Source organism: Halopseudomonas salegens (assembly GCF_900105655.1).
Taxonomy (GTDB): domain Bacteria; phylum Pseudomonadota; class Gammaproteobacteria; order Pseudomonadales; family Pseudomonadaceae; genus Halopseudomonas; species Halopseudomonas salegens.
This window is the reverse complement of sequence record NZ_LT629787.1, coordinates 42,944-65,713: the sequence shown is the minus strand read 5'-3', so window position 1 is coordinate 65,713 and position 22,770 is coordinate 42,944. Positions and strand designations below refer to the sequence as shown.

General features: G+C 57.9%; 18 protein-coding genes, 1 tRNA gene and 1 pseudogene. 16 read left to right on the top strand and 4 right to left on the bottom strand.

The window, feature by feature from the left end; genetic code table 11:
• Window position 1: 1 nt before the first annotated feature.
• The 6 genes from BLU07_RS00290 (at window position 2) to BLU07_RS00265 (ending at window position 7,775) form a co-directional block, all read left to right on the top strand.
• Entirely contained in the window at window positions 2–814 is an 813-nt protein-coding gene (locus tag BLU07_RS00290; protein ID WP_092383029.1) for a symmetrical bis(5'-nucleosyl)-tetraphosphatase, read from the top strand.
• A gap of 11 nt (window positions 815–825) precedes the next feature.
• On the top strand, window positions 826–1,152 hold the full coding sequence (gene glpE, locus BLU07_RS00285) for a thiosulfate sulfurtransferase GlpE (RefSeq protein WP_092383027.1): 327 nt from the start codon (window positions 826–828) through the stop codon (window positions 1,150–1,152).
• Between the two features lie 340 nt (window positions 1,153–1,492).
• Window positions 1,493–3,415, top strand: a complete 1,923-nt coding sequence (locus tag BLU07_RS00280) for a PrkA family serine protein kinase (RefSeq protein WP_092383025.1) — start codon at window positions 1,493–1,495, stop codon at window positions 3,413–3,415.
• A gap of 15 nt (window positions 3,416–3,430) precedes the next feature.
• Entirely contained in the window at window positions 3,431–4,702 is a 1,272-nt protein-coding gene (locus tag BLU07_RS00275; RefSeq protein ID WP_092383023.1) for a YeaH/YhbH family protein, read from the top strand.
• Entirely contained in the window at window positions 4,699–6,252 is a 1,554-nt protein-coding gene (locus tag BLU07_RS00270) for a SpoVR family protein (protein ID WP_092383021.1), read from the top strand. Before BLU07_RS00275 ends, BLU07_RS00270 begins: the two co-directional genes overlap by 4 nt.
• Window positions 6,253–6,548: 296 nt before the next feature.
• The gene (locus tag BLU07_RS00265; RefSeq protein WP_092383019.1) at window positions 6,549–7,775 is read left to right on the top strand and encodes a multifunctional CCA addition/repair protein; all 1,227 of its coding nucleotides are present in this window, start codon (window positions 6,549–6,551) and stop codon (window positions 7,773–7,775) included.
• A gap of 12 nt (window positions 7,776–7,787) precedes the next feature.
• Here BLU07_RS00265 and folK read toward each other — a convergent pair whose 3' ends face one another.
• Window positions 7,788–8,348 carry a 2-amino-4-hydroxy-6-hydroxymethyldihydropteridine diphosphokinase gene (folK, locus tag BLU07_RS00260; protein WP_092383017.1) on the bottom strand — a complete coding sequence of 187 codons (561 nt, stop codon included), beginning with the start codon at window positions 8,346–8,348 and terminating at the stop codon, window positions 7,788–7,790.
• The gene (gene folB, locus BLU07_RS00255) at window positions 8,345–8,707 is read right to left on the bottom strand and encodes a dihydroneopterin aldolase (RefSeq protein ID WP_092383015.1); all 363 of its coding nucleotides are present in this window, start codon (window positions 8,705–8,707) and stop codon (window positions 8,345–8,347) included. The genes folK and folB overlap by 4 nt, the downstream gene beginning before the upstream one ends.
• A gap of 51 nt (window positions 8,708–8,758) precedes the next feature.
• Between folB and plsY the strand changes: the two genes are divergently transcribed.
• On the top strand, window positions 8,759–9,343 hold the full coding sequence (gene plsY, locus BLU07_RS00250; protein WP_092383013.1) for a glycerol-3-phosphate 1-O-acyltransferase PlsY: 585 nt from the start codon (window positions 8,759–8,761) through the stop codon (window positions 9,341–9,343).
• Here plsY and tsaD read toward each other — a convergent pair.
• On the bottom strand, window positions 9,340–10,368 hold the full coding sequence (tsaD, locus tag BLU07_RS00245) for a tRNA (adenosine(37)-N6)-threonylcarbamoyltransferase complex transferase subunit TsaD (RefSeq protein WP_092383011.1): 1,029 nt from the start codon (window positions 10,366–10,368) through the stop codon (window positions 9,340–9,342). The genes plsY and tsaD overlap by 4 nt on opposite strands.
• Before the next feature lie 245 nt (window positions 10,369–10,613).
• On the opposite strand from tsaD, the gene rpsU reads away from it, so the two are divergent.
• From rpsU to BLU07_RS00200, 9 genes and pseudogenes are all read left to right on the top strand, one after another.
• Window positions 10,614–10,829 (top strand): 30S ribosomal protein S21, encoded by a 216-nt coding sequence (gene rpsU, locus BLU07_RS00240; protein ID WP_080049340.1) that lies wholly within the window; start codon window positions 10,614–10,616, stop codon window positions 10,827–10,829.
• Between the two features lie 140 nt (window positions 10,830–10,969).
• Window positions 10,970–12,829 (top strand): DNA primase, encoded by a 1,860-nt coding sequence (dnaG, locus tag BLU07_RS00235; protein ID WP_092383009.1) that lies wholly within the window; start codon window positions 10,970–10,972, stop codon window positions 12,827–12,829.
• An 88-nt stretch (window positions 12,830–12,917) separates the two neighbouring features.
• Complete coding sequence (gene rpoD, locus BLU07_RS00230) at window positions 12,918–14,774, top strand: RNA polymerase sigma factor RpoD (RefSeq protein WP_092383007.1); 1,857 nt, start codon at window positions 12,918–12,920, stop codon at window positions 14,772–14,774.
• Window positions 14,775–14,896: 122 nt separating this feature from the next.
• A complete protein-coding gene (locus BLU07_RS00225) occupies window positions 14,897–15,664 on the top strand; it encodes a helix-turn-helix transcriptional regulator (protein WP_092383005.1) in 768 nt (255 codons plus the stop codon).
• A gap of 104 nt (window positions 15,665–15,768) precedes the next feature.
• A pseudogene (locus tag BLU07_RS00220) lies at window positions 15,769–18,155 on the top strand (penicillin acylase family protein).
• 122 nt (window positions 18,156–18,277) lie between these two features.
• Window positions 18,278–18,354: transfer RNA gene (locus BLU07_RS00215), tRNA-Ile, on the top strand.
• Window positions 18,355–18,623: 269 nt separating this feature from the next.
• Window positions 18,624–19,061, top strand: a complete 438-nt coding sequence (locus BLU07_RS18020) for a T6SS effector amidase Tae4 family protein (protein WP_092383003.1) — start codon at window positions 18,624–18,626, stop codon at window positions 19,059–19,061.
• Window positions 19,062–19,946: 885 nt separating this feature from the next.
• Window positions 19,947–20,546, top strand: a complete 600-nt coding sequence (locus BLU07_RS00205) for a DUF1287 domain-containing protein (RefSeq protein ID WP_092383001.1) — start codon at window positions 19,947–19,949, stop codon at window positions 20,544–20,546.
• Between the two features lie 288 nt (window positions 20,547–20,834).
• Window positions 20,835–22,052 (top strand): mechanosensitive ion channel domain-containing protein, encoded by a 1,218-nt coding sequence (locus BLU07_RS00200; RefSeq protein ID WP_197675038.1) that lies wholly within the window; start codon window positions 20,835–20,837, stop codon window positions 22,050–22,052.
• 19 nt (window positions 22,053–22,071) lie between these two features.
• Here BLU07_RS00200 and BLU07_RS00195 read toward each other — a convergent pair whose 3' ends face one another.
• On the bottom strand, window positions 22,072–22,731 hold the full coding sequence (locus tag BLU07_RS00195; RefSeq protein ID WP_092382997.1) for a pyridoxamine 5'-phosphate oxidase family protein: 660 nt from the start codon (window positions 22,729–22,731) through the stop codon (window positions 22,072–22,074).
• Window positions 22,732–22,770: the final 39 nt, after the last annotated feature.

Genomic DNA, 22,770 nt, shown 5'->3' with positions numbered 1-22,770 from the left:
CATGACCACCTATGCTGTCGGCGACCTGCAGGGTTGCCTGAAACCATTGCAATGTCTGTTGGCCGAGGTTGACTTCAATCCCTCGACCGATGTGCTCTGGTCGGTCGGCGACATGGTCAACCGCGGGCCGGATTCTCTGGCAACGCTGCGTTTCCTGAACCAGCTGGATAACGCCTGCATAGCCGTACTCGGCAACCACGACCTGCACCTGTTGGCTTCCGCCCGCGATCGTAGCCGCCTGCGCAAATCCGATACCCTGCTACCGATTCTCAAGGCGCCGGATCGCGATATCCTGCTGGGTAGTTTGCGCCAGCGCCCCCTGGCGCACTTCGACGAAGAGCTGAATACCCTGATGACGCATGCCGGTATCCCCCCGATCTGGAGCGTCAAGCAAACCCTGAAACGGGCAGATGAAGTGTCTGAGGTGGTCCGTTGTGACAAGCAGCTACCCTGGTTTCTCGACGAGATGTACGGCAACGAACCCTCGCGCTGGAAACCGGAGCTGAAAGGCATCGACCGTTTGCGGATGATTACCAACTACCTTACCCGCATGCGCTTCTGCAAAGCCGACGGCACGCTCGACTTCAAATCCAAGGAGGGGCTCGACAGTGCCCCCAAGGGATATGCTCCCTGGTTCAGTTACCCACGCAAAGACCCGGAGATTCGGCTGATCTTCGGCCACTGGGCCGCGCTAGAAGGCAAAACCGGCCTGAGCAATGTCATCGGCCTCGACAGCGGCTGCGTCTGGGGCAACCGCATGACCCTGATGAACCTGAACAGCGGCGAAAGCATCAGCTGCGCTTGCGAGCATTGAGGAGGCAAACCATGGCCAGTTTCAACCGGATCAACCCCGAACAGGCTGCTGCACTTTGCCAGCAGGGTGCCCAACTGGTGGATATTCGCGACCCGCACAGCTTTGCCCAGGGCCACATGCCCGGCGCTGTGCGCCTGGATAACAGCAACCTGGCTGACTGGGTCGCCAACGCCGAGCAGGCTACTGCCGTGATCGTTTGCTGCTACCACGGCAACTCCAGTCAGCCCGCTGCCGACTATCTGGCCGGGCTCGGTTTTGCCGAAGTCTACAGTCTGGATGGTGGCTTCGAACTCTGGCAACAGAGCTACCCGGATCAGGTCAGCCAGAGCGCTGAATGACACCCGCCGCAACAGAAATAAAAAATTATTACTTTCCCCCTGCGCCAAACGAACTATCCTCTTAATCAGGCAATCGAAAAAGGTAAGCGTGAGATTCGAGCATCATCACGCTGCCAAATTGAAAGCCGGTCTGCCGGCTTCCTGACTCGGGAAGCCTGCCGGACCTGGCGGTAAAGCCTGATCTGGCTAGCTGCCTTCTCCGACAGACTTCCTGGCCTTGCCCTTGACGGGTGGTATTGGGGGAATAACGCATCTGGATGTGCTCACCCACGTGCCGCAGCAACGGCGGGCCACTGTGTGGAAGCCCGGACCTCATACAGGGTTAGAGCGAGGTCGTGCCATGAGCTTATTCAGTCATTTCCAAAACCGTTACGAAGCCACCCGGCAGGAAGAATACAGCCTGCAGGAGTACCTGGAGCTGTGCAAAACTGATCCCATGGCCTATGCCACCGCCTCGGAGCGCCTGCTCCAGGCCATTGGCGAGCCCGAGCTGATCGATACCTCGATGGACCCGCGCTTGTCGCGCATCTTCTCCAACAAGGTAATCAAGCGTTACCCTGCCTTCGCTGACTTCCACGGCATGGAAGAATCGATTGAACAGATCGTGTCCTTCTTCCGCCATGCCGCCCAGGGACTGGAGGAAAAGAAACAGATTCTCTACCTGCTCGGCCCGGTCGGCGGCGGCAAGTCCTCGCTGGCGGAAAAGCTCAAGGCCCTGATGCAACAAGTCCCCTTTTACGCCATCAAGGGCTCGCCGGTATTTGAATCCCCACTGGGCCTGTTCAATGCCGATGAGGATGCGACTATTCTTGAAGAGGATTACGGCATCCCGCGCCGCTATATCAACAGCATCATGTCGCCCTGGGCGGTCAAGCGACTGCACGAGTTCAACGGCGACATCAGCCAGTTCCGCGTGGTCAAGCTCTACCCCTCAATTCTGCAACAGATCGCCATTGCCAAGACCGAACCCGGTGACGAGAACAACCAGGATATTTCTGCGCTGGTGGGCAAAGTCGATATCCGCAAGCTGGAGGAATTTCCGCAAAATGATCCGGACGCCTACAGCTACTCCGGTGCACTCTGCCGCGCCAACCAGGGCCTGATGGAATTCGTCGAAATGTTCAAGGCGCCGATCAAGGTACTGCATCCCCTGCTGACCGCGACCCAGGAAGGCAACTACAACAGCACCGAAGGCCTCGGCGCGATCCCGTTCAACGGAGTTATTCTGGCGCACTCCAACGAGTCCGAATGGCAGACCTTTCGCAACAACCGCAACAACGAAGCCTTTCTCGACCGTATCTATATCGTCAAGGTGCCCTACTGCCTGCGTGTCAGCGATGAAATCCAGATTTACCAGAAACTGCTGACCAGCAGCTCGCTGGCCCATGCCCACTGCGCACCGGACACGCTGAAAATGCTCGCCCAGTTCAGCGTATTGTCGCGCCTGAAAGAGCCGGAAAACTCCAACGTCTACTCGAAGATGCGTATCTACGATGGCGAGAACCTGAAAGATACCGACCCCAAGGCCAAATCGATCCAGGAATACCGCGACACTGCCGGCGTGGATGAAGGCATGAATGGTCTGTCGACCCGCTTTGCCTTCAAGATCCTCTCGCGGGTGTTCAACTATGACAACACCGAGGTCGCCGCCAACCCGGTGCACCTGCTGTATGTGCTGGAACAACAGATCGAACAGGAGCAGTACAACGCCGAGGTCAGCGAGCGCTACCTGCGCTTCCTCAAGGAATACCTGGCGCCGCGCTATGTCGACTTTATCGGCAAGGAAATCCAGACTGCTTACCTGGAATCCTACAGCGAGTACGGGCAGAACATTTTCGACCGCTATGTAATGTACGCCGACTTCTGGATTCAGGACCAGGAATACCGTGACCCGGATACCGGCGAAATCCTCAACCGCGCATCGCTGAATGAAGAGTTGGAGAAGATCGAGAAACCTGCGGGTATCAGCAATCCGAAAGACTTCCGCAACGAGATCGTCAACTTCATGCTGCGCGCCCGTGCCAACAACAATGGCAAGAACCCGAGCTGGCTGTCCTACGAAAAATTACGCGGCGTGATCGAGAAGAAGATGTTCTCCAACACCGAAGATCTGCTACCGGTCATCAGCTTCAACGCCAAAGCCTCCAACGAGGACCAGAAAAAGCACAACGACTTTGTTACCCGCATGGTCGAGCGCGGCTACACCGAAAAGCAGGTGCGGCTGTTGTCGGAATGGTATCTGCGCGTCAGGAAAGCGCAGTAATCCGGAGGGCACCGCATGAGTTATGTGATTGACCGCCGCCTCAACGGCAAGAACAAGAGCGCAGTCAACCGCCAGCGGTTCCTGCGCCGCTACCGGTCGCACATCAAGAAAGCGGTGTCCGAAGCGGTTGGCAAGCGCTCGATTACCGATATTGGCCAGGGAGAGCAGATCAGCATTCCCAGTCGGGATATCGATGAACCCATTTTCCATCACGGCCCTGGAGGTCGGCAGACCCAGGTCCATCCCGGCAACCGCGAGTTCGTCAGTGGCGACCGCGTCGCGCGCCCGGAGGGCGGCGGCGGTGGCCAGGGTGGCAGTGATGCCGCCAACAGCGGCGAGGGTATGGATGAATTCGTCTTCCAGATCACCCAGGACGAATTTCTCGATTTCATGTTCGAGGATCTGGCGTTACCCAACCTGGTCAAGCGTCATCTGGTCGGTACCGACACCTTCAAATCGGTACGGGCCGGCATCAGCAGTGAAGGCAATCCCTCACGCATCAACATCGTGCGCTCCATGCGCGCTGCACATGCCCGACGTATCGCCCTCTCCGGTGGCAGCCGGGCGCGGCTGCGTGCGGCCGAACGCGAGCTCGAGCAGCTGCGGCTGGAGCAACCGGACAATCTGAGCGATATCCAGGCACTGGAAGCTGAAATCCAGCGCCTGCGCGAACGCATCGACAAGGTGCCCTTCCTCGACACCTTCGACCTGCGCTACAACCTGATCAGCAAGCAGCCGTCGCCCAGCTCCAAGGCGGTGATGTTCTGCCTGATGGATGTGTCCGGTTCCATGACCCAGGCCACCAAGGACATGGCCAAGCGCTTTTACATCCTGCTGTACCTGTTCCTCAAACGGAATTACGAACGCATTGAGGTGGTCTTCATTCGCCACCACACCAGCGCCAAGGAAGTCGACGAAGAGGAATTTTTCTACTCGCGGGAAACCGGCGGCACCATTGTCTCCAGCGCTCTGCGTCTGATGCACGAGATCATTCAGGAACGCTACGCCCCCGGGGAGTGGAATCTGTACTGTGCCCAGGCCTCTGACGGCGACAACTGGAATGATGACTCGCCGATCTGCCAGCGTCTGCTCAAGGAGCAGATCATGCCGGCCATGCAATATTACTGCTATGTGGAAATTACCCCGCGTGACCACCAGGCGTTGTGGTACGCCTATGAGCAGGTCGGCGAGCATTTCCCCGAGCACTTTGCCCAGCAGCAGATTATCGATCCCGGCGACATCTATCCGGTATTCCGCAAGCTGTTCCAGAAGAGGATGACCACATGAGCCGCCAACCCATCTCCACCGGCTCGGAATGGACCTTCGAGCTGATCCGCGAATATGACCGCGAAATAGGACGCATTGCCCACGATATTTACGGCCTGGATACCTACGCCAACCAGATCGAAGTGATCAGCGCGGAACAGATGATGGATGCCTACGCCTCGGTCGGTATGCCGCTGGGTTATCACCACTGGTCCTATGGCAAGCATTTCCTGCATACGGAAAAAAACTACAAGCGCGGGCAGATGGGCCTGGCCTACGAGATCGTCATCAACTCCGACCCCTGCATCGCCTATCTGATGGAAGAGAACACCATGACCATGCAGGCACTGGTCATCGCCCACGCCTGCTACGGCCACAATTCCTTCTTCAAGGGCAATTACCTGTTCCGCACCTGGACCGATGCCAGCGCCATCATCGACTATCTGGTGTTTGCCCGTCAGTACATCAGTGAATGCGAGGATCGCTACGGTATCGATGCCGTGGAAGACCTGCTCGATTCCTGCCACGCGCTGATGAATTACGGGGTTGATCGCTACAAGCGCCCCTATCCGATTTCCGCTGCCGAAGAGCGCCAGCGGCAGAAAGAGCGCGAAGAGTACCTGCAACGTCAGGTCAACGATCTCTGGCGTACCATCCCGGTCAACCCGGAACAGGTCGAGCGCCGCCAGACCAGGGAACGCTACCCCAGCGAGCCGCAGGAAAATCTGCTCTACTTCATCGAGAAAAACGCCCCGCTGCTCGAGCCCTGGCAGCGTGAGATCATTCGCATCGTGCGCAAGATCGCACAGTACTTCTACCCGCAACGTCAGACGCAAGTGATGAATGAGGGCTGGGCAACCTTCTGGCATTACACCCTGCTCAATCACCTGTATGACGAGGGCAAGGTCACCGACGGCTTCATGCTCGAATTCCTGCAATCGCACAGCAGTGTGGTCATGCAACCCGAGTTCGACAGCAAGTGGTACAGCGGTATCAACCCCTATGCCTTGGGCTTCGCCATGATGCAGGATATCCGCCGCATCTGTGAGCACCCCACCGAGGAAGACCAGCGCTGGTTCCCGGAGATTGCCGGCAGTGACTGGCTGCAGACCATCAAACTGGCGATGCGCGACTTCAAGGATGAAAGCTTTATTCTGCAATACCTCTCACCCAAGGTGATTCGCGATTTCAAACTGTTTGCCGTCGTCGATGACGATCAGGACGATGCGCTGGAAATCAGTGCAATTCACGATGAAAACGGCTACCGCCAGGTACGTGAACTGCTCGCGGCGCAATACAACCTGGGCAACCGCGAGCCGAATATCCAGATCTGGGATGTGGACCGCCGCGGTGACCGTTCACTGACCCTTCGCCATCAGCGCCACAACGGCAAACCCCTGGGTAAATCCAGCGAAGAAATGTTGCGCCACCTGCATCGGCTGTGGGGCTTCGATGTGCACCTGGAATGTATGCAGGGGGATAACCTGGTTGATGCTCTGCATGTGCCGCCGCAACACGAAAGGGAAGATGACAGCATGCCGCGTTTCAACCTCAATCTGCCACCGATTTAGGGAATACTGATTATTAGCTTTTGTCCGGGGGCATTGCCAGCCATCTGTCCCAGACACGCTACAAGCCGTCCCTGGGGCTCGTCGATGCACTGGCAGAAAATTGCTCCTGCATTTTCTGCTCTTCCGCCATCCCTGGCGGTCGCCTGGCATCTAACGGTCCAGAGCGGGGCAGCGCCAACCGAGCCTCACAGGTTTGGGGGTTAATCAGTATTTCCCAGCCACCCAGTTAACGGCCGCTTGCAGTGCCCCGCAGAAAGTCTTAGCCTGCGCTGACACCGAGCGACAGCAGATTATCCATGTCTTACACCACCTATCTTGTCGGCGGCGCCGTGCGTGACCGCCTGCTGGGCTATCCCCATGATGAACACGACTGGGTGGTGGTCGGGGCAACACCGGAGCAGCTATTGGACGCCGGCTATACCCCGGTCGGCCAGGACTTTCCGGTCTTTCTGCACCCCAAAACCGGCGAGGAATATGCGCTGGCTCGTACCGAGCGCAAAAGCGGTGTCGGTTATGGCGGTTTTACCTTTCACACCAGCCCGGATGTGACCCTGGAGCAGGACCTGCAACGCCGGGACCTGACCATCAACGCCATGGCCATGGATGATCAGGGCCAGCTGATCGACCCCTATGGTGGCCAGGCTGACCTGCAAGCGCGCATCCTGCGCCACGTTGCCCCGGCCTTTGTCGAAGACCCGCTGCGCGTGCTGCGCGTCGCCCGTTTTGCCGCCCGCTACCATCACCTGGGTTTTCAGGTCGCGGCAGAAACCCTGAGCCTGATGCGTGAACTGGCCCGGTCCGGCGAACTCCAGGCGCTCAATGCAGAACGTATATGGAAGGAAATCAGCCGCGCGCTGATGGAGCGCAACCCGGAGATCTTTGTGCAGACCCTGCGCGACTGCGGCGCCCTGGTTGAATTGCTGCCGGAAGTGGACCGCCTGTTCGGCGTACCCCAGCCGGAGCAACACCATCCCGAAGTGGATACCGGCATCCATCAGTTACTGGTGCTGCAACAGGCCGCGCGTCTGGAGTTGCCGCTGGCGGCTCGCTGGGCTTGCCTGCTGCATGATCTGGGCAAGGGACTGACACCGGAAGAACACTGGCCGAAACACCATGGCCATGAAAAGAAAGGCCTGGCAGCGGTGAAGGCCGTCAACCAGCGGGTAAAGGCGCCGCGTGAGTGTCAGGAACTGGCGCTACTGGTATGCGAGTACCACACCCACTGCCACCGCGCGCTGGAATTACGCCCGGAGACCCTGCTGAAACTGTTCAAGGCCTTTGATATCTACCGCCGGCCCGAGCGCTTCGAGCAGTTTCTCGGTGCTTGCCAGGCCGATGCCCAGGGTCGGACGGGGCTGGAAGACAGGCCCTACCCTCAGGCCGATTACTTGCGCAAGGCCGCCGAGCACGCACGCGCTGTCAGCGTACAGCCATTACTGGAGCAGGGTTTACAAGGGGCAGAGCTTGGCAAGGCGCTGGAGAAATCCCGCTTGCATGCCGTGGCGGCCTTCAAGACCGACTGAAAGCAGGTCTGTTCAAAGGGGCTCAGTGCTGTGCTGATCAGTGATATCTGCATACGCGCGCAACAAAGTGTCCGGCGTCAGCGCCTGCCCTTGCCACTCGAAGGCTACCGGCCAGAGCTTTTGCGCGCCGGACCAGTTCGCCCATAGTTCAGCATAGCAGCGCCCATCGCCAGGCAAGCACGCCTGCGGCAGCAAGAGTGCCAATGGCCAGAGCACAAAGGCATTTCGGGTCGTTTCCGGACGCGGCAAAAGTACGCCGGCGTGCTCGCCGCTTAACTCGCCGTAACAGAGCACATCGATATCCAGAGTAATCTGCCCCGGGTCCGAGGTCTGCCGACGGCCACAGACACTTTCAATCGCCTTGAGTGCAGCAAGCAAATCATCCAGCGCCAGGTGCGTATCCGCCGCTACCACCAGATTGTAAAACGGGCGGCCGTCGACCCCGATGGCTTCACTCTCAAACAACGGCGAAACCTGCAGCTCACCCAGCAAGGCCTGCAGCGCATCCAGGCCACGACAAATGTGGGTTTCGCGCTGAAGATTGCTGCCTACGCCCAACAACACCCGGGTCATGCCGGCCGCTCACCCCGCTCTATCAGTACACCAACCCCGCCGCTGGCCGTCGGAATCGCGGTTGGCTTGGTTACCCGCAAGCGCAACCAGCGGATGCCGAATTCTTTCTGCAGCAGCGCCGCGACAGTTTCTGCCAGGGTTTCCACCAACTGAAAGCTGCTGTCTTGCACCAGCGTCTGTACCCGCTCGGTGACCACGGCGTAATCCAGAGTGGCAGTGAGGTCATCATGTTCGGCAGCGGCACGAATATCCCAGGCCATATCCAGATCCAGCACCAGTGGCTGGCGAATGGTGCGCTCCCAGTCATAGACGCCAATCACCGCGTCCAGCTGCAAGCCCTTGATAAAAACCTGATCCACATGCGCCTCGCTTGTCCATTACACTGTCATTTTGACTATTGAGGCTGCGCCATGTCCGCAACCTGGTTGATCCTGCTGCTGCTTGCCTACCTGCTCGGCTCGGTCTCTTTTGCCGTGGTGCTCAGCCGCTGGGGCAAGCTGCCTGACCCCCGCCAATTTGGCTCCGGCAACCCCGGCGCCAGCAACATGCTGCGGCTCGGCGGGCGTCCCTTGGCCATCGGTACCCTGCTGGGCGATGCCGGCAAGGGTGCCTTGGCCGTTGCGCTTGGCACCTGGCTGGGCTTGTCCAGCCTGCAGCAAGGCTGGCTTGCCCTCGCGGTCATTGTTGGCCATATGCTGCCGTTGTTCCACCAGTTTCGGGGTGGCAAGGGTGTCGCCACTGCAGCCGGTGCCCTGTTGGTTCTGGCCTGGCCACTGGGTTTGCTGTGTGCCCTGCTCTGGGCTGTGATCTTTGCCTGGCAACGCATGGCCTCGCTGGCCTCGATGTTCACCTGCCTGGCGCTGTTGCCCCTGACACTCTGGCTGTATCCCGTGCTGCTGCCGCCCATCAGCCTGCTGGTCGCCTTGATTCTGCTCCGCCACCGCCTCAATCTTGGGCGCCTGCTGACCGGTAACGAGCCCCGCTTTCGCCGTTAGGCCAGTGCCGGCAACTGATCCAGCGGCCAGCGGGCACGTGTAATCAGCCCCCCTTCATCGTGCTGTCCGGCCAGCAGCCGCTGGCAACCCGCGTAGGCAATCATGGCGCCATTATCGGTACAGAACACCGGCCGCGCATAGAACACCTCGGCACGCAGCCCGGCCGTCATTTTTTCCAGGGCCTGACGCAGATGCTGATTGGCGCTGACCCCACCGGCCATCACCAGGGTTTTCATCCCGGTTGCCTTCAGCGCACGGCGACACTTGATCACCAGGGTCTCGACCACTGCCTGCTCGAAGGCCCGGGCAATATCCGCCTGGGTCTGCTGACTGGTATCCCCTTGGCGCTGGCATTCATGCCATGCATTCAATACCGCGGTTTTCAGGCCACTGAAGCTGAAGTCCAGCCCTGGTCGATCGGTCATCGGCCGCGGAAAGACAAAACGCCCAGCCTGGCCCTGCTGTGCCAGCCTGGCAATCTCCGGCCCGCCCGGATAAGGCAGGCCCATCAATTTGGCTGTTTTATCAAAGGCTTCTCCGGCCGCATCATCCAGCGACTCACCAAGCAACTGGTACTGACCGATACCATTTACCTGCACCAGTTGGGTATGCCCACCGGAAACCAGCAAGGCCACGAAGGGAAAGGCGGGAGGCCGCGCTTCCAGCATCGGCGCCAGCAGGTGGCCTTCCATATGGTGCACGCCCAGCGCCGGCACCTGCCAGGCATGTGCAGTGGCGCGAGCAAAAGCACCACCAACCAGCAAGGCACCGACCAGTCCGGGGCCGGCGGTATAGGCCAGGCCATCAACCGCGCCCATGGGCAGATCCGCCTTGGCAAAGACGTCGCGTACCAGCGGCACCAACCGCTTGACGTGATCCCGCGAGGCCAGCTCCGGCACCACACCGCCATAAATCCGGTGTAAATCGATCTGACTGAACAGCGCATCGGCCAGCAAGCCGCGCTCACTGTCATAGAGCGCGATACCGGTTTCATCGCAGGAAGTTTCAATACCCAGAACACGCATAATGGAGCCAACCAGTGGATAATTGCTGTGCCGGGCATCATAATGCCCAACGCCCTTGCAAACCAGTCTCGACGCGGCATTTGCCGCTCACTCGAGGCCCTGTGGATTGACGGTCGATAAATAAAAGCCAAACAGGCTTTGCAATCGCCGTTTTTAGGCGTTAATATCCGCTCCCCTTGAAATGCAATGTGTCGCCGACTTGTTTCAGCGGCATGACTTACGAACAGTTTTGAGAAAGGTACATAATGCCTGCCGTCAAAGTTAAAGAAAACGAACCCTTCGACGTGGCCCTGCGCCGCTTCAAGCGCTCCTGCGAAAAGGCCGGCGTACTGGCCGAAGTCCGTCGCCGTGAGTTCTACGAAAAGCCCACTACCGAGCGTAAGCGCAAGGCTGCTGCAGCCGTCAAGCGTCACGCCAAAAAGCTGCAGCGCGAACAGCGTCGCCGCGAGCGTCTGTACTGAGTTCTGTCTAGCCGTTCGGCCAGGCTCCAGGCGAGTCGGCCCCATGAACGGCCTGCCGGTATCCAGCGCACAGGTCCAGCCTTCCAGATCATGGAAACCGGCTGGATTTTTGCGTTCCCGACCACTTAGCGAGGCGTGCCATGGCCGGATTGATTCCCCAGGGCTTCATTGACGACCTGCTGGCCCGCACCGATATCGTCGAAGTGGTCGGTGATCGCATCAAGCTGAAGAAAGCCGGCAAGAACTACTCCGCGCTCTGCCCCTTCCATAACGAAAAGTCGCCCTCGTTCAGCGTCAGCCCGGACAAGCAGTTCTATTACTGTTTTGGCTGCGGTGCTGGCGGTAACGCGATCGGCTTTTTGATGGATCACGATCGCCTGGAGTTCCCCGAAGCAGTCGAGACCCTGGCCCGCCAGGTCGGTGTCGAGGTACCGCGGGAAGAGGCCAGTCGCGGCTCACGCAACACACCCAGCGTGCGCAAGGACAGTCCGCTGTACGCGCTGCTGGAGGTTGCCGATGGCTACTATCGCCAGCAGCTGCGCCACCACGCGCAACGCGAACGAGCGGTGGATTATCTGAAAGGCCGCGGCCTCAGCGGCCAGATCGCCAAACGCTTCGGCATCGGCTTTGCGCCACCCGGCTGGGATAACCTGATGACCCACCTGGTGCGCGAAAAACACGAAGTCAAACAGTTGATCGATGCCGGGCTGGTCATCGAGAACGAAGACAATGGTCGCCGTTACGACCGCCTGCGTGACCGCATTACCTTTCCGATTCGTGACAGCCGTGGCCGCGTGGTCGGCTTTGGCGGTCGGGTGCTGGGCGACGACAAACCCAAGTATCTGAACTCGCCGGAAACCCCGGTATTTCACAAAGGTCGCGAGCTCTACGGCTTGTTCGAAGCACGCCAGGCCAACCGCCAACTCGATCAGATTCTGGTCGTAGAAGGCTATATGGATGTTATCGCCCTGGCCCAGCAAGGTATTACCCATGCGGTGGCGACCCTGGGCACAGCAACCACCGAAGAACACCTGAAGCGGCTTTTCCGCGTGGTCAGCCTGGTCGTGTTCTGTTTTGACGGCGACAACGCCGGCCGCAAGGCCGCCTGGCGTGCCCTGGAAAATGCCCTGCCGGTAATGACCGATGGTCGCCAGGTACGCTTTATGTTCCTGCCTGACGGCGAAGATCCTGACAGCCTGGTGCGCAGTGAGGGCGCCGACGCTTTCCGCGCCCGCCTGGAGCAGCAGGCCCTGCCGCTGAGTGACTATCTGCTGCGTCACCTCGGTGAAGAGGTCAATAGTGACAGCCTGGAAGGCAAGGCCCATCTTGCCAGCCTGGCGTTGCCGCTGATCGAACAGATCCCCGGCAAGCTGCTCAAGCGCCTGCTGCGCCAGGAACTGGAGCGACGCACCGGCATGGATCTCGACAGCCTGCCGCCGCCACCCGCACCGCGTGCAGATGACGAGCCACCACCGAACCATGACTACCCTGACCGGGCCGACGAATCCGACGCCGAACACTGGCCGGAGCAACCGCGCCGCAGCAAGGCGCGCAAGCGCGACATGCCCCATCAGGTCGAGAGCCCGATGATCAAGGCCACGCGCACCCTGCTGCACCACCCGCACCTGGCTGCCACGGTTGACCAGATCGAGCGTCTGGCTGACGAAGTCAGCGATGAAGGCCAGCTGCTGGTCGCCCTGATTCGCAGCCTGCAACAGAACCCGCAGCAAACCACCATTCAATTGTTGGCGCGCTGGCATGGCACCACCCTGGGTGACCAGCTCAGCGAGCTGGCCGAACAGGAATGGCTGCTGAACAGTTCCAGCGACAACCTTGAACAGCAGTTTTTCGACACCATAGCTATACTGATGGCCAGGCAAGAAGAACGGCATATCGAACAGCTACTGGCCAAGGCAGCGGAAACACCGCTCAACGCCGAGGAAAAGCAGCAACTCAGAACACTGCTGAGTAGCCGCAAAACACCCGTAGCCGACCAATGAAAGGCTATCCAACTGGCGCGGAGCCCTGAAATCAGGGTATAATCCGCAGCTTACTTTTTTGCACACCAAGGCATCCACAAGGGTTGTTATGTCCGGAAAAGCGCAACAGCAATCCCGTCTCAAAGAGCTCATCGCGCGCGGTCGCGAGCAGGGCTATCTGACCTATGCGGAAGTCAACGACCACCTGCCGGAAGATATTTCCGATCCAGAGCAGGTTGAAGACATCATTCGCATGATCAACGACATGGGCATCACGGTTTTTGAAGCCGCACCAGATGCCGATGCGCTGTTGCTGGCAGACAATGACGCTGATGAAGCCGCCGCCGAAGAAGCCGCCGCCGCACTCGCTGCGGTAGAGAGCGATATCGGTCGAACCACTGATCCCGTACGCATGTATATGCGTGAAATGGGCACCGTTGAACTGCTGACCCGCGAAGGCGAGATCGAAATCGCCAAACGCATCGAGGAAGGCATTCGCGAAGTCATGTCGGCTATCGCCATGTTCCCCGGCACCGTGGATGGCATTCTTGCCAACTACTACCGGGTAACAGAAGAAGGCGGTCGTCTGTCCGAAATCTTCAGCGGATACATCGACCCCGATGACGATGGTCTGTCCGCGACGGGTGGCAACGAACCGCCGGCCCAGGGTCCGAAAGCCGACAAGGCCAAGGCGGATGACAAAGACGACGATGACGACAATGACGATGACGACAGCGACGACGAAGGTGATGGCGGTCCGGATCCGGAACTCGCGCGCCAGCGTTTTACTGCCGTTGCCGATCAGCTGGAAAAAGCCAAGAAAGCACTGAAAAAGCATGGGCGCGGCAGCAAACAGGCGACCGCCGAGCTGGACGAGCTGGCCCTGCTGTTCATGCCGATCAAGCTGGTGCCCAAGCAATACGAAGCCCTGGTGCGTCGTGTGCGTGGTGCTCAGGATCAGATTCGCGCCCAGGAACGCGCCATCATGCAGCTGTGTGTGCGTGACGCCCGTATGCCGCGTACCGATTTTCTGCGCGGCTTCCCCGGCAACGAAACCAACCAGAAATGGGTGGATGAGCTGCTGGCGAAAAAACCGCGTTACGCCGAAGCGCTGGAAGCGCTCAAGCCTGATATCCAGAAGGCGCAGAACAAGCTGTCCGCGCTGGAAGAAGAAACCGCACTGGCCATCTCCGACGTCAAGGACATCAACCGACGCATGTCGATCGGTGAAGCCCGTGCGCGGCGCGCCAAGAAGGAAATGGTCGAGGCCAACCTGCGTCTGGTGATCTCCATTGCCAAGAAGTACACCAACCGTGGCTTGCAGTTCCTCGACCTGATTCAGGAAGGCAACATCGGTCTGATGAAAGCGGTCGACAAGTTCGAATACCGCCGTGGCTACAAGTTCTCGACTTATGCCACCTGGTGGATTCGCCAGGCGATCACCCGTTCGATTGCCGACCAGGCACGCACCATCCGGATTCCGGTGCACATGATCGAAACGATCAACAAGCTCAACCGTATTTCCCGCCAGATGCTGCAGGAAATGGGTCGCGAACCGACGCCGGAAGAGCTCGGTGAGCGTATGGAGATGCCGGAAGACAAGATCCGCAAGGTACTCAAGATCGCCAAAGAACCGATCTCGATGGAAACGCCGATCGGTGATGACGAAGACTCGCACCTGGGCGACTTCATCGAGGATGCCACCATGGATTCGCCGATCGACATGGCGACCGTGGAAAACCTCAAGGAAGCTACCCGCGACGTACTCTCCGGCCTCACCGCACGGGAAGCCAAGGTACTGCGCATGCGCTTCGGTATCGACATGAATACCGACCACACGCTGGAGGAAGTCGGCAAGCAGTTCGACGTCACCCGCGAGCGTATTCGTCAGATCGAAGCCAAGGCGTTGCGCAAACTGCGTCACCCGACGCGCAGCGATCACCTGCGCAGCTTCCTCGACGAGTAAGCGATCCCGGCACGACCCGACGCCCGGCTATATGCCGGGCGTTTTCGTGTAGTTTTCTGTTACAGTTCCAATTGTCCGGCGCGTTGCATTGGCGCGCAGCAGTCGACTCAGGAGCCGCAGGGATGTCTTACCAAAACCACCTTTATGTCTGGGATGATCGGTTTCTGTATATCACTTCCGGCATGGCCTCCGATGTCACCCAGCGCCACACCGTAACCTTGCTCGTTGCCTTGAACGATGCCGGCTTTGTGCTCGGCAACCCCAACGGCCAGAGCCAGCGTTATCAGGCCGCACTGGTCGCGCGCCATACCCCGCGATCGCTCGATGCCAGTGAAACAGCCCTGTTGTCGCTCAACTTTGATCCGCAGAGTTACGAGCACCACGCACTGACCGCTTTTCTGGGAAATCAGGCAGTGCGAGCGGTGATCCTCAAACCGGGCGCCATTAACCCGCAGGACATGCTCCGAATCGGCTCTGGCACCCTGGACAAGGCGGCCCTGTTTCGCCTCACTACCGAACTCCCCCTGGCCATCAGCGGTTACCAGCCCGTCAAGGTGCCCATGGATATGCGCGCATTGCATGTGGCGCAGAAAATCAAGAAAGAACTCCCCCTCACCAGCACCGTCGCAGACATTGCTGCCGAAGTCGGCCTGTCACCTGACCGTCTGTCCCACCTGTTTTCCGACAAGCTGGGTATCCCGATCAAGAGCTACATCCTCTGGGCAAGGATGCGCCGCGCCGTCGAACTCATCGCCCGAGGTGAACCACTGTCCGCCATCGCCTACGATGTCGGCTTTTCCGACTCGGCGCACCTGACTCGCACCTACAAGCAGTTTTTTGGTCTGACACCATCCTTTGTAGCAAAGGCGATGAAGATCGACATGCTCTGACGGCAAAAGCGCAAATAGCTGCTGTATTCAATTATTGATAATCATTTTTATTTAGTCTCCTCGAGTAGACCCCTGAGGTCTTATAAAAACAAGAGGAAACGACAATGCAAAACGCTTTGCGATACCGCGCACTCACCCAATTCGGTCTTTTGACCACCGCCGTGCTGCTAGGCGGCTGCTTAAGCAGCGGTGGCGGTGGAAGCAGCAATGACGCCCCACCCACTTCGCCCGAGGTCAGCTACAACGCCACCATCGAACGCACTACCTATGGCGTCCCGCACATTACCGCCGAGACCTACGGCGGTGCCGGTTACGGCCACGGTTATGCCGTCGCCGAGGACAACCTATGCGTTCTCGCAGATGCCTTCGTGACCTTTCGCGGCGAGCGTTCGCGCCACTTTGGCCCGGACCAGCCGGCGGCAGCCATGGGCACCTTCGGCTCACCCCCCAACCTGGAAGCTGACTTCTTTTTCCGCTTTCTGGTGGATGATCAGCAGTTAGCACGCTTCAAGGACGATCAAGAGCCGGAGCTACTGGAGCTGACTCAGGGTTTTGCGGCCGGCTACAGCCGCTATGTACAAGAGATCAAAGACGGTGAGCACGCCGGCCGACATGCCGGTTGCCGCAATGAGGACTGGCTGGTCTCAATCAGCGAAGACGACGTGCTGCAACGGCTAATCGCCTTGAATCTGGCTGCCAGCAGCGCCAACTGGGTGGAAGAGATCAGCGGTGCCCAGCCACCCGCTATCGGTGCCAGCTCCCTCCGCAAAACTGACCACCAAAATACCCCGCTTGATCTGAACCCGGAGCGTTTCCTGTTGGGACGCAAGCAGGGTATCGGCAGCAATAGTTTTGCCTTTGGTGGCGACGCCACCGAATCTGGCGGCGCCTGTTGCTGGCTAACCCGCATTGGTATCTACTCGGGGTAGACCGCTTCTATCAGCTACAGATGACCATCCCCGGGAAGCTGGATATCTCCGGCGCAACCATCATCGGCTCCCCCATGGTGTTGATGGGCTTCAACGACGACATTGCCTGGGCGCATACCGTCTCAACCGCCCGACGCTTTACCCTTTTCCAGCTGCCCTTGGTTGAAGGGGACCCTACCCGCTACCTGATCGATGGTGAAGAGCACGCAATGACAGCCAGCGAAATCACCGTGCAGGTCAAGCAGAGCGATGGTTCCCTGGCCCCCGTGACCCGCACGCTTTATCGCTCCAGCTATGGCCCGATGATCAACCTGAGCGGCCTTGGTCTCCCGGGCTGGAGTAATCAGAGCGCCTTCACACTGCGCGACGTCAACCTCGAAAACACCCGTGCCTTCCAGAACTTCCTGGCCTGGAATCATGCCGAGTCACTGACCGAGTTCTACGATCTTGCCCGAGACTATGTTGGCATACCCTGGGTCAACACCACAGCGGTCGGCCGCAACGACCAGCGCGCGCTCTATTCCGACATCACCACCGTACCCAATGTACCCGACAGCATGCTGCCGGATTGCCTGGTACCTGGTCTTGGCGCCGCCGTGTTGCAAATGGTGCCCGGGCTGCCGCTGCTGGATGGTAGCCGTTCCGAGTGCAACTGGCGCACCGACCCAGACTCGGCACAACCTGGCGCCTTCGGTCCGGGCAATCTGCCCAGCCTGTTCAGCAGAGACTATGTAGCCAACATGAACGACAGCTACTGGTTGAGCAACCCCGAGCAGCCACTGACCGGTTTCGCCGGCATCATCGGCCGCGAGGATTACGCCCAGAGCCTGCGTACCCGTATGGGGCACACGCTGGCACGGGAACGCCTGGCCGGCGCCGATGGGCTCAACGGCCACCTGGCGAGTAGCGAGAATATTCGCGACATCTCCCTCAACAGTCGCGTCTACAGCGCCGAGCGGCTCAAAACGGCGGTACTGGCCGCGGTTTGTGACAGCAATGCACCGGCCAGCGAGCAACAGGCCTGCCAGGTACTCTCGAGCTGGGACAACACAGGAAACCTGGAAGCCAGAGGCGCGCATATCTGGAGTGCACTCTGGTTGAATATCCGGGATCTTGACCTGTACGCAACACCGTTCGATGCCAATGATCCGATCAACACTCCGGACGGCTTGAACAGCAGTGCAGGTGTCCGAAACAGCTTGCGCAGTGCTTTCTCGACAACCGTCGACGAACTGGTAGCCAGTGGTGTGCCGCTCAACGCCCGAGTTGCCGACGTACAGTTCTTCCTCAAGCCCGGCGAACAGATCCCGCAGTACGGCGGCGAGGGCTGGGAAGGCTACTTCACCGTGCTGCGCAACAGCTACATGCACGTCGTGGACTTCCCTGAAGACGAACCGGTCAGGGCCTATACGCTGGTCTCACACGCTCAATCCACAGACCCGAGCAGCCCATACTACTCGGACTACACGCAAGCCTATTCAGCCAAGCAATGGCACCGGGTACCCTTCACCCGTGAACAGATTGAGGCCGAACTGGAATCCAGCATCACCATCGAAGAGTAACGCCTGCCCCTTCGGATTCTGTGCAGCCAACCGCTGACAGGATTCGAAGGGAATCCAAACCCCAAAGCAGCCTAGCCAGCACGTTCACCAGTCCGTATAATCCGCCTCTGCTGCAAGAGTACGGGCCCATAGCTCAGTTGGTCAGAGCAGGCGACTCATAATCGCTTGGTCGTAGGTTCAAGTCCTACTGGGCCCACCATTCCCTTCGGTCATGCCGGACCTCATCGGACTATTCCAGCCCAGAATCACTGATTCTGTTCGTTCAAGCGCCAGATCACCTGCACGCGGATACAGGCATGGGGCTAATTTCAATGATCTACTTGATTCGCAACCCGGCGTAACGCCTGCTTGTTCAGACCAAATCCACCTGAAACGTCGAAGAAGCTATTTTGTCAGTTGACGAATCACCGGGGCCGCGGTAGTTTTTGCTCCGGAGCACGGAGCAATAATTAAAAAGCAAGGAAGCCAATGATAAAGCCCCAGTTCACTAGTTTGAAGTCGAACTATACAACCGACCCAACCGACATCCACCAGTGCTCTATGCACTTCCCTAATACCTGCGCTATTCGAATGAGCGAGGCACTGGTTAAGACCAACTCATATTTTTTAACCGTTTTCCAGCAGTCCAGCAGAAATAAGTGTCCCCACTCGTACATCCGTGGCGCACAAGATCTAGCCTCTATATTGGCACAGCCTATTGTGCTGGGGCCAAGATCTTATGGCTGGGACGGGACTAGTAACAATACCGTCCCCTCGAATGCCAAAGGAAAGCAGGGTGTCATTTGTTTCATGAACATCCCTGGCTTTTCCGGACAGGGGCATATTGATCTTTGGGACAAAGAGCGCGCTGTTGGGTCCAGTTATTGGAATGCGCAAACAATTTGGCTTTGGGAGCTACGTTTTTGAAACTAAAGCTAGCGGCACTAAGTCTGTCTATTTGCTCCAGCATCTTTGCTCAAGCTCCCGTTATAAGTACGTTTGAAGCTTTCGGCACCTCGGTCTCACTCGACGAGGATTGCAGCTTGGCTGTTTCCGGGCAGCCTCGAACAAGACTTCCTTTATCAAGCAATGGTGGCGAAAGCTGTCGTTTCGTGACCCACGCCAACACCTCCATTGTACATACACACTTTATTAACGGCGCCTACATTTTTTTTGTGGAGCTCAATCACGATTCCTCTGAGGGTTGCATTTCGGAACATACTGCTTTCTCAGTTCAAAGGGGTGGTGTAGTTAAAACGACAGACGTGGTGCAAAAATCAGGCTCATGCTATCAAGCCAGAGAGTTAAAGGACTTTGAAATTTTTTCTACCCATTTCCAGTAATCATACGCAGCGTAACCAGGACCCCATATTCCTGGCCCATCTCCCTAGCCAACGGCAGCAATCATATATTGGCTTTCTGGCGCAATCTATGGCCATCCTTTAGGTGCGTGTCTTGAAGTGTAGTGGTCATCTGACACCTCGCTTATGGTGGCGTTTTTACCACCTACGTTGGTATCCGGTATTAGACCACTACAATACGGGTAGGAATGAGGGTCATATTGCTTGATCAAAACAAATTGCATTGCTTGAGATATCGGCACACCTGTTACTGTCTTTAACACGGAATGGCCAATTCAGATCAATGGATGCTGAAAACAACCACGTTGACTAGAGTATTTCCTGGGAGAAAAACGTTGCGGTGGTTATCTTGTCTATGAGAGTCAGAAGCAAATGGCCTTGAGTGCGTAGATCAAAGTGAAAGTCGAAATCTGGCAGAACCATCGTTGCAGCTAAACGGATTGGGGATTTTATGCGTAGTTTGTTGCTGATCATATTGGGCTGCGTTCTTTCTTCGCCAGCATTTGCTGATTCATCTGCCTTTGAGCAACGGCTGGTGCTGGCAGCGCTGGAACGGACGGAGCACACCGTACGCTACGATGGGTCTTACCTGCGTATCGACTATCCTGGGGGCGACGTACCGGCCAATATTGGCGTATGCACAGACGTCATCATACGTTCCTACCGTAAGCTGGGTGTCGATCTGCAGCAGTTGGTGCATGAAGACATGAGCGTCAACTTCAGTAGCTACCCTTCCCAGCGTATCTGGGGACTGAACCGCCCCGACAGCAATATCGATCATAGGCGGGTACCCAATTTGCAGACCTTTTTTCGACGCCATGGTATAGAGCTGCCGATGTCCACTGAGGCGCCAGACTATAAACCCGGCGCCATGGTGACATGGATGTTACCGGGCAATTTGCCGCATATCGGCATTGTCACCGATCAGATAGCTGCGGGTTCCGGGCGACCACTGATAGTACACAACATAGGTGCCGGTCCGAAGCTGGAGGATGTGCTGTTTACCTATCCGATTACCGGTCACTATCAGTTTGTGCCTGAGACGAACTGACTTTATGGCCCTATAGCCTGTTTGGGCTCAACAAGAGAAATACATGCGTACAAGCACAAACACAGCTCGCACAGAGAGTTTTTCATGACGGTATCCAAGGGCAGTTCACCTTTCGCGACTCCGAGGGTGCGGTGGAGTATAACGCTAGCGACTCTACTGGCGATCCTTTGCCTCCCTGCAGCCCAAGCTCAGCTGCCGGAAAGCGAGATATCTGCCTACATTGATACCACGTCTGAAAACAGTTCAGAGGACCAGCGCATTCAGGCGCGCATAGCTGGCGTTTATCAGATGCTTGAGCCACTGGCCGGCGTCGAGGTCGAGGTCAGGGAGGGCGTGGTACTGCTTTCGGGGTCGGTATCCAACAATGTCCAGGCTGAACGCGCTCTGAGCCTGGCCTCGCAATTCCCCGGGGTCGTTACCGTGGACGACGGCATTGAGCGCCGGCTTGATGTGCAGGGTAATCTGTCGCCGATGCTGGCCAAGATCCAATCAGACCTGAACCAATGGCTGCGTGCGTTACCGCTGGTTGGACTGGCATTGCTGATATTCATTGTTGTCGTCTACCTCGGTTACAGCCTGGCTCGCTGGTCAAGGCTGTGGCTGCGACTGACACCCAATCCCTTTGTCGCAGAGCTTGCGGCGCAAGCAGTAAGGATAGTGGCGATACTGGTTGGATTGGTGGTTACCCTCAACCTGCTGGGCGCAACAGCCTTGATGGCAACGATATTGGGGGGTGCGGGTGTCGTTGGCCTGGCGATAGGTTTTGCCGTCCGCGATACCATGGAGAACTACATTTCCAGCATCATGCTCAGCCTGCGGCAGCCCTTCCGAGCCAACGATCACGTTGTCATCAACGAGTTCGAAGGCAAGGTTGTGCGTCTTACCTCCCGGGCCACGGTGTTGATGACTCTGGATGGCAACCAGCTGCGAATCCCCAACGCCATGGTCTTCAAGGGGGTCATCCTCAACTACACGAGAAATCCACAACGTCGTTTCAAGTTTGAGCTCGGTGTTGCTTCCGCTGATAACGCCGTCCGCGCGATGAGCGTGGGGGTGGATGCAATGCAGTCTTTACCCTTTGTACTCAAAGAGCCTCGCGCCAGAGCAATCATTGCTTCGGTTGGAGATTCGAACACTGTCCTCAACTTTACCGGTTGGATCAATCAGCACGAAACGGATTTTGGCGGCGCCCGCAGCCTGGCGATTCAAACGGTAACCAACACCCTGGATGAACAGGGGTTCTCGATGCCGGAGCCTATCTACCGGCTTCGGTTTGATTCACCGTCAACCCGGCAGTCGCTGGTTGACGCAGCGACTGAGTTGCCACCGGGGACAGAGCCTTCAGAGGGGTCGAAGAAACAGCCTGGCCCATCCTCGACCAGCAGACTGCATGCGGAAGAGGTAATGGATGTCAGCCCTGACACCCACATAGACGGGATGGTCAACGAGGAGCGAGCCATTGAAAACGAGACGGACTTGCTCGATGCAAAGCGACCGGTAGAGTGACCGGTCCGTTTCGACTGGATCACTGGACTTTCAAATTTCCGTGCCAAACCGGCAGGTCGAGATCCTCAGGTTCCTCGTTGGGACCGCCGGTTCGGCTTTTGAACGCCCCCTCCTTTATGGGAATACGAAACAGGGCCGTGACTTTACGCTCCTTGGCGTTGGGTGCGCGTACCTGCTCCCAGCGGCCCGGCTCCAATTCGTTGATGACGCTTCTGAATGCCGCATCAAACTCGGCTTCATCCTCTACCCTCTCGGCTTTGCCAAAGAGCACCAGCGATTGGTAGTTGGCGCTGTGGTTGTAGGCAGACTTGCTCATGACCCACTCCTCGGTTACCGCAAAAGACAGGCATAGCTGTATGCCCGACTCCAGCCGCTGAGCCAACCTGCCACCATTGAGTGTATGCAGATACAGGTCGTCGCCCATTCGCCAGGCGGTGATGGGAATGATCCGCGGCTCGCCCTCTTCGACAAAGGCCACATGAGCCGTCTTCAAGCGGTCAATCAGCGCATAGGCTGGTGCACGGTCGTAGCTTGCGCGCTTGGCGGCGCGTTTGATCCGACTGCGTGGGCAGCAGCTCAACGGGGCTGAAGAAGTAGGAAAATCGTCTGTCAGTGTCACGGGAACCTCCTTTAAAGCGCTAATGATCCTGGCTCCATTAAAGGCAATATCTGATACCATCAAAAGATCCAGTTTGTGAATTTTTACAGGACCAGTAGC